Source organism: Hymenobacter baengnokdamensis, assembly GCF_008728635.1.
GTDB lineage: Bacteria > Bacteroidota > Bacteroidia > Cytophagales > Hymenobacteraceae > Hymenobacter > Hymenobacter baengnokdamensis.
In genome coordinates this window covers 2447414-2463988 of the sequence record NZ_CP044285.1, presented here as the reverse complement: position 1 = coordinate 2463988, position 16575 = coordinate 2447414, and the positions used below count along the sequence as shown (strand labels likewise).

Below are 16575 nucleotides of genomic sequence, written 5' to 3'. Positions count from 1 at the left end.
CAAGAAGTCTTACTTTTCCTGCCTAAGAGTGAGAAGACGACTCTCTCTGCTACAGTTCACGGCCCAGCTGTGCAATCCCGATGGATTGACTACATGGGGACTCTTGAGGGGACCCACTAGTCCTTTCAGGTAGTCGGACCTATTTTCTGATAGATTATGAGCCTTTCGCTACCATTCTGAAGCTATTTTCTCGATTCTTCTATCATATTCCTGATACATACATATTTCAATTTTTGACTACTGCAGACTACAATAAAATACCTTCTAGCTATTGGGAAGGCATTTTTTCGTTATAGAAGTATGTAATGGGTATGCGTACCCAACCGTAGGGGGCACCTAAGTTGGTTCGGTTACGCTGGACAGCTTAGGGGACTAAAGCCAAGTGGCTGTTGGTGAGTGGGACATGGTAATTGATAGTCACTTGTGGAATGCAGGCGCTTGTGATTATAGTAGTCAAAATACTCAGCGACGCTGGCTTGGGCATCGGCCAGGTCGGCAAAGACGGACCCTCACGCCGTTCGAGGACTTCCATTTGAAGGCGCGACCAGGGATGCCCAAAACCGGTAGCCGGTTTTCGGCCAGGGCGTTATCGCAGAGTCGCCGCGGCAATTCTGCGAGCGCCGGGCTTGGTGGTCGTTCAGCAGCTTGGGTCGAGCCACTTTCACTGGCCAGGCACAAGGCTTGGGCCCGGCAGGCGGCATCATAGCGCCGGCGTTTGGCAGGTAGGGAATATCTTTCATGACGATGGAAAGCTAAGACCTCGTTCTGTCCAGATTTACCCGACCACCTCAAGGTCGGGTCACGGGTAAAACTAGCGGGCTTTTTCTGCCATTGTGGGCAGCTGAATTCGTGCGGGCCAAGCCCCGAGGTGCCTGGCCAGGCTATAAGCCAGCAGGCAGGCCACGGCAAAGGCATATTCTCCGGCCGTGCGCCGAGGCTGGCTCATGTGCCTTCGTCAATGCAAAGAAAGCCGGGGGCTAAAAATAAATTTTTAGAAGCGTGGGGGTTAGCGGCGGCTTACGCCTCTACCTAGTGAATCCGGGGTTTACGCCCGGGTGCCTTTGCTACTTCCGCTTACTTCAAAATAGCCCTTTAGCTATGCTCCCTGCCCGCCTTGCCAACTCTTTGCTGCTGAGCTACCCAGCCTGCTGGCTCTTAGCCTGGCCTGCCACCAGCCAGACGCCGGCCAAGGCAGCGCCGGCTGCGTCACAACTGGGCAAGGGCCTGCGGCCCCGGCCCGAAGCCCGGCCCACGCCGCCTACCCTGGCAGAAGAGCTTACCCGCGAGCTGGCCGGCTGGAGCGTGCCGCAGGCAGCTATAGTCGAGGCGAATAAGCTGGGCGCGCACTGGCTCTGGTAAGCAGCTTGCTAGCAACGCGTAAGATATTTCTGGCGGCTCTTTTTTCTACGAAAGTCGATGACACCATGCTATTTTACCTGGTGGGGCTGGCTACGGGGTAGCCTGGGCGGCCTGCTGCTGCTGCTTGCCGGGCCGGCCTGGGCAACGCACATTGTGGGCGGCGAAATGGATTTGCTGCACCAGTCGGGCAGCACCTATACCCTCACCCTTACGCTTTATTTCGATGCGGTTAACGGCAACGCGGCGGCGCTCGACCAGGCGCTCACGGCCGGCATTTTCGATAAAGCGACCAACCGGCAGCTCGCCAGCGTGGTGCTGCCACTCACCAGCAATACGTTTGTGAGCTACACCAACCCCGCCTGCGCGGTGGGCTCGCTCAGCACCCGCAAGCTGATATATAGTAAAGATATTATTCTTGACGCGGCTACTTACACCAGCGCCAGCGGCTACTATGCCGCCGTGGAGCGCTGCTGCCGCAACCTGGCCATCAGCAACATTGTGGACCCCGGCGGGGCGGCCCAGACCTTTTACCTGGAGTTTCCGGCCGTGGTCCGCAACGGGGCGGCGTTTATCGATTCTACCCCGCGCATTTTTCCGGCCTTAGGCGACTATGCCTGCCTGAACAACCTGTTTTACTACGACTTTGGTGGGCAGGACCCCGATGGCGACTCGCTGGCCTACGACATGGTGACGCCGCTTAATGGCCACTCAACCGCGCTCAACCCCGCCCCGCTGCCGGCCGCCGCGCCTTACACCACCGTGAACTGGACCACCGGGCTGAGTACCGCTAACCAGATTCCGGGCGCGCCGGCGCTGGGCATCGACGCCCACACCGGGCGCCTGACGGTGCGGCCGAGCCGCCTGGGGCTGTTTGTGTTCGGGGTACGTTGTGCAGAGTACCGCAAGGGGGTGAAAATCGGTGAAACCCGCCGTGACTTTCAGCTCTACGTGCTTAACTGCCCCAGCAACAACCCGCCCGTGGTGACCGTGCAGGCCGCGGGCCGCCGCTACCAGGCGGGCCGCGATACGGTACACCTCGTGCCCGGTGGCCCGCACTGCCTCACCATTCGCTATACCGACCCCGACCCTAACTCGACGCTTACCCTCACGGCGCAACCCCTCAACTTCACCGACCCGGCTACGGCCCCCAGCTTTACTACCAGCACCGGCGGCACGGTGCGCGCCAGTGGCCAGCCCGATACGCTCACGGCCACGCTCTGCTTTCCCACCTGTGCCGATACCAAGGGAAAAGTTTACCTGCTCAACGTGGTAGTGGCCGACAATGGCTGCTCGCTGCCCAAGCACGACACGATACGGGTGGCGTTTACGGCTGCCCCGCCCCTGAGCACTACTCCGGTTCTTACAACCAGCTTTCCACCCGAGCCAGTGCCCGAAACTACGCCCGCCGTTGTGCGCGTGGCCCTGGGCCAGCCCTATACGGCTACCCTGCTCGGCACCGATGCGGCTCCGAATGCGCTGACGCTAACCGCCGCCGGTGAGGGCTTTGACCTGGCTGCCGTGGGCATGAGCTTTAGCGCCCAAAATGGCAACGGCCGCGCTGCTGCCACCTTTAGCTGGCAGCCGGCCTGTGGCCCGGCCACGGCCAGCCCAACTGGCCTGCTGGTGCATTTTACGCTGGCCCAGGCCGGCAACATCTGCACCCCGCACCAGCTCACGCGCCTTATCCGCTTCGAGGTGGTGCGCCCCGGCGACTCGCTGGCTTTTCGCCCGCCTAATATCATCACGCCCAATGGCGACGGCCTCAACGATGTCTTCACCCTTGACCGGGCCCTCCCGCCCGATTTCTGCGACGCGCAGTTTGCGGGCGTCAGCATCTTTTCGCGCTGGGGCCGGCTGGTGTACCAGTCGCCCGCGCGCAGCTTTAGCTGGACCGGTGCCGGCGCCGGGGGCATCTACTACTACCTCGTCACCTTCACCGATGGCCGCCGCTACAAGGGCTGGGTGGAAGTAATACCCTAACGCTACGCCGCTCGCTCCTGCTCTATTTCTTAGTTACCCTTTTTCTTTTTTCAACTCACTTTTTCAACCTTTTTTATGAACATGTTTTCTGCCCGCCGCGCGGCTTTCGCCGCGCTTACCCTCTTTACCTTAGGTGCCAGCACCTTGCTCACCGGCTGCTTTGAGAAAGACGGCACAAAAGGCAGCTGCAGCCCCACGGGCGGCACCTGCAACACCGCCGCCGTGGTGGTAGACCTGAGCAAGACCACCGGCTGCGGCCTGGTGCTGCACCTTTCCGACAGCACCTACGTGATACCGACGGGCCCAAACTGGACCAACTTCCACGCCAAGGCCGGCGAGAAAGTACTGGTGGGCTACACCATCAAGCGCAATGATGGCGATGCCGACGATGTGAACACCTGCAGCGCCGGGCCACTGGTCGAGCTGGGCTGCATCAGCGTAAACACCACCACAACTACGACTAGCACTACCGGCTCCAATTAAGGAGCTGGCAACGCCGCCGCTACCAGTCAGTGCATCCGGCAGCTTACCGGATGCACTGATTTTTTACTATATAAGTAATTTTTAATATGAACAGCAAGCTACTGCCTGCTGAAAGCGCTAAGCAACCGGTAGCAAACCCTTGCTCAAAAACGCAGCCCTACTTGCAGGCCGGGCCAGAGGCGCAGCAGGTCCGGCCCGCGGTCGGAGCTGAGCCAGAGCCACTGGTCCTGGCCCAGCGGCCAGTGGAGGCGCGGGCCCTCCTGATGAGCAGTGGCCAGGTTCAGGGTAGGGCCGGCCAGCAGCTGCCAGCGGCTGCCCTGCCTGAGCTGCCAGGCCAGCAGCGGCCGCAGCTGCGTAAGCAGGCTCGGCGGCGCCTCCCGGTCGCCGCCCACAAACCACTGCATCAGGTCGAGGCTGAGCGTGAAGCGCCCCCGGCTGCGGCCGGCGGTGCCGATACCTACTCCCCAGCTTGGGCCCGACTGATGGTCAAATAGCCCGAGTGCCGCGCCCAGCACCAGGTAAATACGCGGCACGCCAAGCTTAACGGCCCCATTCAGCGGCAGGGTTTCACTGGTCCAGGCTTCCCCATGCAGGTAGCCGCGGTGCAGCAGCCCAGCCAGCGCCGGCCGATTAGTGCTTTCAGCTACGGCGGATAGTGCTGAACCAGCCAGCAAACTTTGCTTTGGGCTGGGCTTCAGGTCCGGTGGCAGCGGCACCGCCTGGGGCAATCCGGTGGGCTCTGAGACGAGCACGTTCGAGGCCGGCACTGGCGCTAGCAAGGCTATCGCCCCCCGAGCCGGGCCCGGCTCGGGGGGCAAAGCTGCTGAAAAAGCTGGTTCTCGCGGCGCTGGGCGGCGGTTCAGGCTTAGTATACGCACCGGCCTTCGGCGGCTGCCAGGCCGGGCAGCTGTCGCCGCCTGGCTAAGGGCTTTTTTCTCTACTGACTTAGCGCGAGCTATAGCTCTAGAGTAAGCAGCACCGCTGCCTGACTTTTGAGGCACAGGCAGGGCCGTGCGGGGCTCAGCCACGGGGGTAACGGCCGGGCGGCCGGGTAGCGCTTGCTTGCCTAAGGCTTGACGCGGGCTGGTCGCTGCCTTTTTATTTCTTGCCGTAACAGTAGGCAAGGGTTTGCCCGCGCGCTCTACCTGAGTGTGCTGGTCGGCCGCAAGGCCATTGGCAGCCACTGGCTTACTATCTGTTAATGAAGACTTTGAGTGCTCACTTACCGGCACTGGTGAGCCGCTGGGTGATACAGTTGGGTTAGCTGCTTTGCCGGCCCGGCCAGCCGCCATAGCGCTTGAGGAGGGTGAGGCGGGAAGAAAGCCGGCGGAGGCAGCCCGCCCATTCACCGCTGCCACCCCTGGAGGCGCGGCCACGTGGTCGGGCCACAGTACCAGCTGCCCATTCAGCAGCCCGTAGGATAAGTGCTCGGCAGCCAGCACTTCCCCCAATATCACCTTCAGCGGCCGGGCGGGGCCGGGCCGCAAGGTACAAGGGTGCGCCACGGGTACCAGCGAGCTGCTATAGCTGAGCGGCAGATGCCCCTGGCGCGACAGCTCAGCCAGTACCGCGCCCAGCGAACGGGTGCCCGGCGCCGGCTGCACCAGCCGGGCTAGCGCTGGGGTAACGGTTTGTGCGCGCGCTGGGCGCAGGGCCAGCAAGGCCAACAGCATCAGCACCGGCCAGGCCAGTCGGCCGCTGTAGTGGTGTGCCCGCTGGCAGGTCACGGCCGGGGCGTGCGGGTAGCCGACGCCGCCGGAGTTTGAAGCCCCGAAGCCGGGGTAGCGCAGCCGGGCCCCTGCAACTGGTAGCTGCCGCGCTCGTCGAGCGCGAGGCGGCTGGCCGTAGCCGCTGCCACCACCGCCAGCACGGCCGCCGGCTGCGGGTGCGGAAACGTGCCGGTAAAGCGGCACTGCCCCAGGCCGGCATCGCGCAGCTCGATGGTCGTGCCGAAGGTGGCCCGCAACGTTTGGGTTACCTGCGTCAGCGGCGCATCTACAAACCGTAGCGTATCCGTTTGCCAGGCCCGGAAATTGGGGTCGGCGGCCGGACTGCTGCGCAGGCGGGCGGCTATCCGGCCGGGCGCATCGGAGGCGTGCAGGGCGGCCCGGGTGCCCGCCAGCAGCTGCACGCTGTCGGTGGGTGCCAGGTGCGAGAGCCACACTTGCCCGTGGGTTACGCTAACTTCTACAGAGTCTTCGGCGGCATAGGCGCGCACATTGAAAGCTGTACCGGTTACCCGTACGCGGGCCGTGGTCGTACTCACCACAAACGGCCGGGCCGGGTTGGGCAGCACCTCAAAATACGCTTCACCCGTGAGCTGCACGGCCCGCACCCCACGGGCCGGCTCCGGCCCTACTCCTGCATACCGCAGCCGCGAATGCGCGTGGAGCCAAACGGTGCTACCATCGGGCAGCCGCACCGCACGGCGAGCAGCGGCACTGGCGTAGGTCAACACCTGTTCCCGGGGTTTAAAAAGCCCCGATTTTGCTAACGCATAGCCCGCACCCAGCAGTAATGCCAGGCCAGCGGCCAGTTGCCAGCGGTGGGCAGCGGCCAGTTGCCTGATGGGCCAAAGCGGACGCACAACCGGCGTGGCGGCCGGGGTCGATACGGCAGCAGTCATTAGCGGCCGGAAGCGCTGCCAGGCAGCTTCTACGTCGGCGGGTGAGAACAGCACCGGGCCAGGCGTAGCCTCGCTGGCCCGCTCCCAGGCCCGGGTGACGGTGGTCAGGATTTGCAGATGAGTAGGGTCGGCCTGTACCCAGGCGCGCAGCTCCGCCCGCTCGCTCGCCGAGGCTTCGGCGGCCAGGTGGCGGGCCAGCAGCACCCAAGGGGCATCGGCCGGGTCGGAGTAGCGCTGCGTCATAGGGAGAATAAGTTGGCCTGAAAAAATAGCCCGGATGAATAGCAGATACGCCAGCCCTGCGCTACCCCCACGCGACCCCGCAAAAATAGCGCAGATGCCCGAGCTGCCCCGCACACCCGCTGTGGTGAAACGCAGGTAGCTGGTGCGCGCTCAGGCTGGCGGTGCTCATATAAAACAGCAGCCAATACAGGTTTTTCAATACGCCGGCCAGTTCGCGGCGCATAATGCGCAACGCCTTGCCCATCTGGTTCTCCACCGTTTTGGGCGATATTTCCAGCGCATCGGCTATCTGCTGGTAGCTCATTTCCTCGTAGCGACTCAGCTCAAACACAATGCGGCACTGGGGCGGCAGCTGCGACAGGGCAGCCGCAACGGCCTCGGCAGTTTCGGAGGCATGTAGCTCGGCCAGCGCATTGGGGGCCACCGGCGCAGTGTCGGGCGGGGCATCATCCCAGGCTACCTGACGCTGCGCCCGCTGCTGGTAGCGAATGGCGGCATTCAGACTCATGCGGGTGAGGTAGGCCCGGTACGACGCTATCTCCGGCAGGGCGGCCATGCCTTGCCATATTCGCATAAATACATCTTGCAATATGTCCTCTACCACATCCCGGTCGGACACGACGCGGTACACTACGGTCCCGAGGGGGGCGTAAAAGGTTTTGAAAAGCAGTTCGATAAACGCGGAGGGGTCAGCCTTGCGCAGCAGCGACAGGCGGGCATTCAGCGCATCATCATCGGGAACGGCCATTAGATGAGGAGGGAATAGCGGCCCGCAGCTGGCTCAACCAGTAGTTTTTACTCAAGTGATACGTGTCTTATACAAGATAGATAAAAGATGGTTGCCGCTACGCCCGGGGGCTGCTGGGCTGGCTCAGCAGGCGCGCGAGCAGCATGGCCACTGGCAAGGTAGAAACACGGAGCGGGCGCACATGTGCGCTGCGCTGCGTCAACGCATTGCAGAAGCTGGCGGGAAAAAGCAACTCAAGCATGCATTTTACTGAATATTACCACCCACTGCTAAGCCGCTGGGTACCGTGGCAGGCACGGTTCGGTCGTAGTTGGTGTCAGTAAGTGAATTGAGAAAAGCAATGATGGCCTGCTTGTTTTGGACGCGGTTAGGGAATTGCGGGTCACGCTGACGGGCGCTCACGTGGGGGTTGGCCGTGGTGCCGTCCCGGCCGTTGTCATAAAAATCCAGTACGGCGGCCAGGTTGGCTACGGCCCCGCTGTGCATGTAGGGCGCGGTCAGGGCCACGTTGCGCAGGCTGGGGGTGCGGAAGGCATAAGTACCGTTAGCACCCGTATCAGAAGTCAAGTTCTTGGCATTATCGGGCACGCCCATCACGTGCAGCTGGTAGTCACTGAGCATAGGGCCGCTGTGGCAGTTGCCGCAGCCACTCTGCAAGAACGACTGCATGCCTTGCACCTGCTGGGCCGTGAGCGCAGCCGTATTGCCCCGCAGGTACTGGTCATACGGCGAGTTGGTGGCTACCAGCGTACGCTCGAAGCAAGCCAGCGCCTGGCCAATGGTCGTTGCCGTGATGGGCGCCGGCTGAGGAAAGGCGGCCTGAAACAGCGCCTCATAAGCTGGAATACGGCGCAGGCGCGCCACCACCGAGTCGGGGGCAGCCCCTTCGGCATATTGATGGCCGCGCATTTCTTCCAGCTTGGCCACGGGTAGCAGGGCCTGGGTTTCCAGGGAGTTGGCCCGGCTATCCCAGAACATCGGGGCGAGGGCTGGGTCTACCGAGCCAGTAAGGGTCAGGCCATTGAAGGCGCTGTTGAGTACAGTGGAAGTATTGCGCTGGCCGAAGGGAATAGTATTGGGGATACGGAAATGCCGCGCCGCGCCGAGTCCCTGCCCGTTTTCACCAATGGCCAGGTCGAGCCCGTCGGCATAGCCAGTGGCCGGATGGTGGCAGCTGGCGCAGCTTACGTCCCGCCCACCCGAGAGCACCGGGTCCCAGTACAGGGCGCGACCCAGGTCAACCTTCGCCGGACTGGTAGGGTTATCGGCCGGACTTAAGGCAGTAAGTGGGAGCGCCGCCAGTGTGCCCGCGGGGATAAGGGCAGTAGTTTGCTTTTGACAAGCAGCTACTGCCACAAGCAAGGCCGCCGCGGCCAGCAGCGTAGTAAGCTGAGTAGTAGTGGAGGCAGGCATAGACAGAGTGCTAGCGAGTGACGGCTTAACGTACTTGGTTCAGGCAGCTTTATCAGTCCGGCGGGCTTCGGTGCTGCGGAGGCAACCAGGCTGCTTGGCAGGAAGATGCATGAGGCCAGCCCTACCCCTACGCCGGCCTGACACATAGCTGTTTAACGCACTTTTTTTCAGCTAAACACATGGCAGTAAGCCGATAAAAATATCTTTTTGCTGTTCAGTCTACTTGCTTCACTGGCCGCAGCAGCAGCCAGGTCAGCACCAGGCGGGTTCTCCCGGCTTCGCTTGCAAAGCCGGGAGAACCCGGCCTAAAAAAGCCAGTTGTTTTACTGCACGGCCGGTGCCAGATGCCCACGTCGGGCGTTCGCCAGCCGCCGAATCCACAGGGTGTTGGTGCGGTCGGCCAAGGAATAGTCGCCGGGCTGAGTCAGCCGCCCGGTATCCAGGTTCAGGTTAGGTAAAGGGGCGCCTGGGTCGGCCAGCAGCGCCTGGTAGCGCACAATCGCCTGGCCGAAGCTGGCCTGCATGGTAGCTTCGGCCGCGGGCGGTAGTGGGCGAAACGCCAGCTGGGGCGCTACTCCCAGCCGGGGCAGGGTGGGCCGCAGCCAGACCAGCAGGTGCATCCCCAGGCTCAAATGGTCGGGTCGCGGGCCCCCGCGCCGCCGAAAATGCCCGGTATTAATCCGTTCGTAATAGCGCAGCCGGTCGGTCGTTGGCAGGCGGCTCAGCTGACCAGGCGGCACATATTCGCTTGCACGCACGGCGGCGGGCAGCAGCTCGGCCGCCACGAAGTGAAACGCAGCCAGGCCCCGCTTTTCGTGCGGCAGCACCTGCGCCAGCTGCAAGCCATAGGTGCGCCAGAAAGCCCGCGCCAGCACCGGCTCGCTTATCCGAAGCCCGATGGCCTCGTGAAATTCCTCCGACCGGTAGTACCCCGCCTGCACCTGGGTTACATCGAAGGCAAACTCAACCTGGGCGTGCTGGCGCGGTGCCTGGGCATACGTGATGGGACAGCCCAGCCGGGCAGTGAGCTCGGGGAATACGAGGTTCGTGACGGCATTGGTTCCGGTGGGGTGCCCAACGCCATCCGCTACGTAGTGCGCCAACGCGCCAAGGGCAAAAGCCAGCTCGTTGCGGGTGTGGGCCTCATCGCGGAGCGCCCCCACAAAGTCGCCCGTATGCACGTAGTGCGTCAGGTTGGAGAAGAAAGCCACGTTGCCGGGGAAGTAGCCCAGGTCCTGGAGTAAAGACCCGCCGTAGGCGTAGCTGCGGGCTTCGCGCAGCTCGGCGGGCGTAGCGCCGGGGTAACGACTTTCCAGCACCGGCACCAGGTTATGTGCCCAGCAGGAATCCACCACCGCCTGGTGGGTCAGGGCCGAAAAAGCAGCGACCGAAGAGGCGCAGCCTAGCAAAGCCAGCAGCAGAACCGCGCGCATACGAAAGAACGCCGGTTTAGTGGGCAGTGCGCAGGGTATGCCGCGCGATGGTTTGGGGAAGCAGTTTGCCAGGGGGCCGGTCAATTAAGCTGCGGCTGGCCTTCCTAAAAGCCACCTCCCAGGGCAGGCCACCAGAAATGAGCAGCTGTAGATTCCCCGTTTTCAGCAGTGGCCGGAAAGGCGCACCCTGTAAGCGCCGGCTAAAAAAGTTATCGTGCATCAATTAAGAAGGCCAGTAAAAACCGGGAGCCGCACCCAAAGCAGCGGTTCTGACCAGCAACAGATGCACAGCGCATCGCCTACCCCCACGCGGGCTTCTACTTTTTTGCGTTTTAAAATGCGCTTATGACGTTCAGCTACCAGGACATTCTTACTTATCGTCGCCGGCATAGACTGATTTCCAGCTTTTTTGGTATTCTGTAAAAAGCTATATAAACAACACCCCGGACAGCCCATGCGAAGGCTCTCGGCAGACTTACGCAACTACTCCACCGTCAACACGGAGCCTCGACGCTAGCCCGCGCTACACAAGTGCTCGTGCTGGCTGGTACTACGAAGCTCTGGCTGGCTCTGGCCACGCGGGTCGGCACTACGGCTACACTATCCAGGCTCACGTAGGTGGTACCGTCGAGGTTGGCGCTGGTAAGCATAATGCTGCTGCCGCTTGCCGCACTTACGTGGCTAAAGCTGCTGATACCAGGCAGGGCTTCGGCCAGACTGCCGCTGGTGATGTACAACCGAAAGCTGGCACTCGTAGGCGCGATGCCCCCCAGCAGCACCCGAATGCCCGGCAATACGCAGGCACGCTCTTCCCAAACACTTCGGCTAAACTGCCGTTAGTTTGCAAAAAGGCCACGGCCGTGCCGTCGGTGCGTTGGTATTGCCGAAGGCGCTGCCGTTGGTGGCAAAGCCGCTCTGGCCGACGAAGGTCCAGCCGGCTCTGGGTTTTGTTCAGTCCACAACCCTGTAAACGCGAATTTAACTAAGAATAACGCTGTGTCGGGCCTGCTTTAGCTGAATCCAGCCTTTGCATTTATACCTTAGCAGGCCGATACTCTTTTAAGCGCTATGCCCCTGTTTTATCTCGTTTACGAAAGCCTGGCTACCCAGGCCTTCACCGAAGCCGACCTGCAAGACCTGCTGCTTCACGCCCGAAACTACAATACTAAGCAGGATGTAACCGGCCTGTTGCTCTATGTGCCTTCTGGTAAGTTTATTCAGGTGCTGGAAGGCGAACGGTCTCAGGTGATGGGGCTATACCAGCATATTGCCCGCGACCCACGCCACCAAAATTGCACTATTCTGGCCAGTGGCCCCCTGGCAGTGCGGCGCTTTGGCGAGTGGCGCATGGGTTTCCACGCAGCAGCGCCCGACACCAGCCTGGCTTCCTTGCTGGGCTTTGTAGATACGTCTTCCGCCTCCTTTCTACTGCCTCTGATACCTGCTTTATCCAGTACGCTGCTCAACCGGCTGCTCGACTACGTGCGGCGTACGCCGCCGCAGGCGTATACTAACCAGCTGGCTTAACCGCCCCTTTACTTCTGGCAGCACTCAACAAAAAAGCCCGGCACCTTACGGCACCGGGCTGGTAATCAGAATCTTCTTTAAGCTACTAGGCAGCTACGGCCGTCGTGCCCTCACGGTCTTCGATGGCTTTGCGCAGCTTGGCAATGGCCTGCGTGGCACGCTCCTCATCGAGGCGGTTGATATTGAGCAGCATCTTCGTCTTTTCCTGACGCGTGATGAGCGGGTGGTTCAGCAGGCGGATGATTTCTTCCTTCTGCGAAGCCGTAGCATACTGCACCGGTAAAGCAACGGGCGCTTCGGCGGCAGGGGTTTCTACTGGCAGGGCCGGGGCAGTGGTTACGGCGCGCATCACGGGCGTGGGCTCCGCTACGGCCGGGGCCAAGGCGGGGGCAGGCACATTGCCGGTGTACTCCATTTCCTCAGCGGGCGTGGGCTCGTAGCCGGCCGCCCGGATTATCCAGGCCAGGATATTGCGGTAGGCTTTGCCGATGGCACGCGTCTGGGCCATGCTGGCAATGGCAAACTCCTGGTAAAACTTCTTGCCGCTCTCCTTATTCGAGCAGATGGCGAAGCCGGCGCCCACGGTATGCTGCGAGCGCATATCGAACAGCGTTACTTTGGCCTGATACTTAATCTCTTGCTCGGAGCTGACGTTGATGACGTGCTCCACAATGGGTACGATGCCCAGGCGTGAGCCAGCATATTGCCAGCCCTCCACGTTTACAAACTCCTTGCCCTGCACCTGGGTGCTGAGCTTATTTTCCTTGATAAACTTAGCCAGGTCCTTCGCCAGGTCGAGCGTCTCGTCCGACTTGGCGATGTCATAGCTCTCCACGCGGGGAGCAGCCTTTTTGGCGGTAGCTTCTTTCGGGGCTTTGGTGACTTCGGTCATGGTTGGGGTGGCCGGCGGCCGGTTATCGTTCTGTAGTACGAATATCAAACCCAGCCAGGCTAAAGAAGGTGCCCCGAAAGCCAATTTATTTAGCAAATTTTATCGCTGATTATCAGACGCTTTAACGGGCAATTAAAAATTATTCCGAGCAGGGCGATTTTCCAACCGGCTTAGCGCGGGCCATCTTGTTAGAAAAGCTAAAAAAGAACGTCCTGCCGAGCCTGCGAAGCAGCTCGCCCGCCTCATTAGATTTTAGATTACTAACCTAACGGCGCAAGCGAGCTGCTTCAACAAGCTCAGCAGGAAGGTCTTTTTTGGATTTCTACCCGCTACTCCTCCAAAATATGGCCGTCGCGCATCACGATGGTGCGGTCGGCCATCTGGGCCAGGGTGTCGTTGTGGGTTACGATGACGAAAGTCTGGCCGAACTCCTTACGCAGCCAGAAAAACAGCTCGTGCAGCTCCTGGGCGTTTTTCGAGTCGAGGTTGCCGCTAGGCTCGTCGGCGAAAATAATTTCGGGCGAGTTGATAAGGGCGCGGGCCACCGACACGCGCTGCTGCTCGCCACCGCTCATCTCGCTGGGCTTGTGGTCGACCCGGTGGTCAAGATTAAGCAGGCCGAGCAGCTCGCGGGCCCGCACCCGCACCTCTTTTTCGGAGCGGTCGGCCAGGTAAGCGGGCAGGCACACGTTTTCAATGGCCGTAAACTCAGGCAGCAGGTTGTGAAACTGAAACACGAAGCCAATGTGGCGGTTGCGAAACCTGGCCAGCGAGGTGCGGCCCAGGCTCGTTACCGACTCGCCATCAAACAGCACTTCGCCCGAGTCGGGGTTATCAAGGGTGCCCAGAATATGCAGCAGCGTGCTTTTTCCGGCGCCCGACGACCCCACGATACTCACAATCTCGGCCCGCTGAATGGTAAGGTCGATGCCCTTGAGCACTTCCAGCGAGTTGTAGCTTTTACGGAGGTTAATAGCTTGTAGCAAAGCGAACGAAGGAAAACAGATAGTAGGAAGGCAAAGCTACGCGCAAAGGGGGCCGGGCGTTGGGCGCTAACGAGCCTAGACAGCACTTTGTCATTGCGAGCCTGCGAAGCAAGCGCACCCGAACGACACTCGCACGACTCGTTCGGGTGCGCTTGCTTCGCAGGCTCGCAATTACAGACGATTTTTACGCTCCCCATTCCCGCATCCGGCCCTACCTTCGCGCCAGTAAAAAACTCCACCCCTACCCCCTCCGATGAATATTCACGAGTATCAAGGCAAGGAAATCCTGAAAAAGTACGGCGTGCGCGTGCAGGAAGGCCTCACCGCCGACACTGCCGAAGAAGCCGTAGAAGCCGCCAAAAAGCTCACCGAGCAAACCGGCACCAGCTGGTACGTTATCAAGGCCCAGATTCATGCCGGCGGCCGGGGCAAGGGCGGCGGAGTGAAGCTCGCTAAAAATCTGGAGCAGGTAAAAGACATCGCCGGCCAGATTCTGGGCATGCAGCTCGTGACCAAGCAGACCGGCGCCGAAGGCCGCAAGGTGCACAAGGTGCTCATCGCTCAGGATGTGTACTACCCCGGCGAAAGCCCTACCAAGGAGTACTACATGAGCGTGCTGCTCGACCGCACCAGCGGTAAAAATGTCATTATCTATACTACCGAGGGCGGCATGGATATCGAGGAGGTTGCCGAGTCGCACCCCGAAAAAATCCACAAGGAGTTTGTGGACCCCGCCGTGGGCCTGCAAGGCTTCCAGGCCCGTAAGATTGCCTTTGGCCTCGGCCTCTCGGGCGATGCCTTCAAGGAAATGGTGAAGTTCGTGACGGCCTTGTACAAGGCCTACGATGAAACCGACTCGGCCATGTTCGAGATTAACCCGGTGCTGAAGACATCGGACAACAAAATTCTGGCCGTTGACGCCAAGGTGACCCTGGATGACAACGCCCTCTACCGCCACAAGGACTTCGTGGCCCTGCGCGACCTCAACGAGGAAGACCCGCTGGAAGTGGAGGCCTCGGCTTCGAACCTGAACTACGTGAAGCTCGACGGCAACGTGGGCTGCATGGTCAACGGCGCGGGCCTGGCGATGGCCACGATGGACATCATCAAGCTGAGCGGCGGCGAGCCGGCCAACTTCCTCGACGTGGGGGGTGGAGCCAACGCCCAGACGGTAGAGGCGGGTTTCCGCATCATCCTGAAAGACCCGAACGTGAAAGCCATCCTCATCAACATCTTCGGGGGCATTGTGCGCTGCGACCGCGTAGCCAACGGCGTGGTGGAAGCCTACAAGAAAATCGGCGATATCCGCGTGCCCATCATCGTGCGCCTGCAAGGCACCAACGCCGAAGAGGGCGCCCGCATCATCGATGAGAGCGGCCTCCAGGTGAAGTCGGCCGTGCTGCTGAAAGATGCCGCCGCCCGCGTGAAGGAAGTGCTGGCCGCTGCGTAATATAGCTAAAATTGAATGTATGAAAAAGCTCGTCCGGTAACCTGGGCGGGCTTTTTTGGTTTACTCCCTAAACCTAGTGAACGTCATGCTGAGCTTGCCGAAGCATCTCTACCACGGCGCCAGGGGTACTAATCAGACGGCGCGACAGAGATGCTTCGGCAAGCTCAGCATGACGTTCTTTTTAATTCAATTACTCTTTTCCTTTTCCGATGGAATTCACCCGCTTAGGAAACACTGGCTTACAGGTTTCTAAAATTTGCCTGGGCACCATGACCTACGGCACCCCCACCGAGCGCTGGCCCTGGGCCCTGAACGAGGCAGCCAGCCGGCCTTTCATTCAAAAAGCGCTGGAGTTAGGCATCAACTTCTTCGACACGGCCGATGTGTACTCCAACGGCGCAAGTGAGGAAGTAGTGGGCCGTGCCCTGCGCGACTTTGCCAAGCGCGACGAGCTGGTACTAGCCACCAAGGTCTTTAACCCGATGGGGCCGGGGCCGAACGATAAAGGCCTCTCGCGCAAGCACATTATGAGCGCCATCGACGCCAGCCTCCGGCGGCTGGGCACCGACTACGTGGACCTTTACCAGATACACCGCTGGGACTACAACACGCCTATTGAAGAAACCCTGGAGGCATTGCACGACGTGGTAAAGGCTGGCAAGGCCCGCTATATCGGCGCCTCGTCAATGTTCAGCTGGCAGTTTGCTCAGGCGCTGTACCTGGCTGATAAGCACAACTGGACGCGCTTCGTGAGTATGCAGCCGCACTATAACCTCGTATACCGCGAGGAGGAGCGCGAGATGCTGCCGCTGTGCCAGGACCAGAAAATCGGCGTTATTCCGTGGTCGCCGCTGGCGCGCGGGCTGCTCACGGGCGGGCGCTTGAAGGAGCGCAACGAAACCGAGCGCGCCAAAACGGACAACTTCGGCAAAAGCCTGTATGGCCGCGACGACGACTTTGCGGTGGCCGACCGCGTGACGGAAATTGCCCAGGAGCGCGGCCTGCCTAACGCCCAGATTGCCCTGGCCTGGATGCTGAGCAAGCCCGTTATCACTTCCCCCATCGTGGGCGCCAGCAAGCCCGGCCACCTCGAAGATGCCGTGGCCGCCGTAGATGTACGGCTCTCAGCCGAGGAGATAAAACGCCTTGAAGAGCCCTATCAGCCGCATCCGGTATTAGGCTTTAGCTAGGTAGTGACGCATTGCGGCATCGCCAGACAGGCAATTTTTAGCCGCCCGAATTGCTGCCTGGATGCTTCGCCTGAGCCACAAGCCGGATAAAAACCAGCCTGCGTTTGGCCACCCCGGCTTTTGTAGCTACTTTTGCAGCCCCGCAACGGGTCGCGTAGTACAACGGATAGTATAGGAGCCTCCGAAGCTCTAGATTTAGGTTCGATTCCTAACGCGACCACTAAAAGGCCTTCACGGTATTGTGA

Annotated in this window: 15 protein-coding genes and 1 tRNA gene; 7 read left to right on the top strand and 9 right to left on the bottom strand. The window is 60.8% G+C overall.

The features are described from left to right. Positions 1-350 precede the first annotated feature (350 nt). Positions 351-491, bottom strand: coding sequence for a transposase (locus F6X24_RS19460; protein ID WP_151089583.1), 141 nt, complete (start codon positions 489-491; stop codon positions 351-353). 607 nt (positions 492-1098) lie between these two features. Between F6X24_RS19460 and F6X24_RS10495 the strand changes: the two genes are divergently transcribed. The 3 genes from F6X24_RS10495 (at position 1099) to F6X24_RS10485 (ending at position 3822) form a co-directional block, all read left to right on the top strand. Then, positions 1099-1359 carry a hypothetical protein gene (locus F6X24_RS10495; protein ID WP_151087952.1) on the top strand — a complete coding sequence of 87 codons (261 nt, stop codon included), beginning with the start codon at positions 1099-1101 and terminating at the stop codon, positions 1357-1359. Positions 1360-1416: 57 nt separating this feature from the next. Further along, positions 1417-3339, top strand: coding sequence for a T9SS type B sorting domain-containing protein (locus tag F6X24_RS10490; RefSeq protein WP_151087951.1), 1923 nt, complete (start codon positions 1417-1419; stop codon positions 3337-3339). A 75-nt stretch (positions 3340-3414) separates the two neighbouring features. Further along, a complete protein-coding gene (locus tag F6X24_RS10485; protein ID WP_151087950.1) occupies positions 3415-3822 on the top strand; it encodes a hypothetical protein in 408 nt (135 codons plus the stop codon). 143 nt (positions 3823-3965) lie between these two features. On the opposite strand, the gene F6X24_RS10480 is transcribed toward F6X24_RS10485, so the two are convergent. The 6 genes from F6X24_RS10480 to F6X24_RS10455 form a co-directional block, all read right to left on the bottom strand. Continuing rightward, complete coding sequence (locus tag F6X24_RS10480; RefSeq protein ID WP_151087949.1) at positions 3966-4589, bottom strand: hypothetical protein; 624 nt, start codon at positions 4587-4589, stop codon at positions 3966-3968. A 956-nt stretch (positions 4590-5545) separates the two neighbouring features. After that, complete coding sequence (locus F6X24_RS10475; RefSeq protein WP_151087948.1) at positions 5546-6691, bottom strand: FecR family protein; 1146 nt, start codon at positions 6689-6691, stop codon at positions 5546-5548. Between the two features lie 61 nt (positions 6692-6752). Then, a complete protein-coding gene (locus F6X24_RS10470) occupies positions 6753-7439 on the bottom strand; it encodes an RNA polymerase sigma-70 factor (RefSeq protein WP_151087947.1) in 687 nt (228 codons plus the stop codon). A gap of 246 nt (positions 7440-7685) precedes the next feature. Further along, entirely contained in the window at positions 7686-8852 is a 1167-nt protein-coding gene (locus F6X24_RS10465) for a cytochrome-c peroxidase (protein WP_151087946.1), read from the bottom strand. A 323-nt stretch (positions 8853-9175) separates the two neighbouring features. Continuing rightward, complete coding sequence (locus F6X24_RS10460; RefSeq protein WP_151087945.1) at positions 9176-10285, bottom strand: zinc dependent phospholipase C family protein; 1110 nt, start codon at positions 10283-10285, stop codon at positions 9176-9178. Between the two features lie 494 nt (positions 10286-10779). Continuing rightward, a complete protein-coding gene (locus F6X24_RS10455) occupies positions 10780-11079 on the bottom strand; it encodes a hypothetical protein (protein ID WP_151087944.1) in 300 nt (99 codons plus the stop codon). Positions 11080-11353: 274 nt separating this feature from the next. On the opposite strand from F6X24_RS10455, the gene F6X24_RS10450 reads away from it, so the two are divergent. Beyond that, complete coding sequence (locus tag F6X24_RS10450) at positions 11354-11812, top strand: BLUF domain-containing protein (RefSeq protein ID WP_151087943.1); 459 nt, start codon at positions 11354-11356, stop codon at positions 11810-11812. A gap of 85 nt (positions 11813-11897) precedes the next feature. Here the strand turns inward: F6X24_RS10450 and F6X24_RS10445 are convergent, their stop codons facing one another. Then, positions 11898-12752 carry a hypothetical protein gene (locus F6X24_RS10445; protein WP_229725022.1) on the bottom strand — a complete coding sequence of 285 codons (855 nt, stop codon included), beginning with the start codon at positions 12750-12752 and terminating at the stop codon, positions 11898-11900. A 281-nt stretch (positions 12753-13033) separates the two neighbouring features. After that, on the bottom strand, positions 13034-13690 hold the full coding sequence (locus F6X24_RS10440; RefSeq protein WP_151087942.1) for an ABC transporter ATP-binding protein: 657 nt from the start codon (positions 13688-13690) through the stop codon (positions 13034-13036). A 253-nt stretch (positions 13691-13943) separates the two neighbouring features. Between F6X24_RS10440 and sucC the strand changes: the two genes are divergently transcribed. From sucC to F6X24_RS10425, 3 genes are all read left to right on the top strand, one after another. Continuing rightward, positions 13944-15140 (top strand): ADP-forming succinate--CoA ligase subunit beta, encoded by a 1197-nt coding sequence (sucC, locus tag F6X24_RS10435; protein WP_151087941.1) that lies wholly within the window; start codon positions 13944-13946, stop codon positions 15138-15140. A 209-nt stretch (positions 15141-15349) separates the two neighbouring features. Then, complete coding sequence (locus F6X24_RS10430) at positions 15350-16330, top strand: aldo/keto reductase (RefSeq protein WP_151087940.1); 981 nt, start codon at positions 15350-15352, stop codon at positions 16328-16330. 148 nt (positions 16331-16478) lie between these two features. Next, positions 16479-16550: transfer RNA gene (locus F6X24_RS10425), tRNA-Arg, on the top strand. Positions 16551-16575 lie beyond the last annotated feature (25 nt).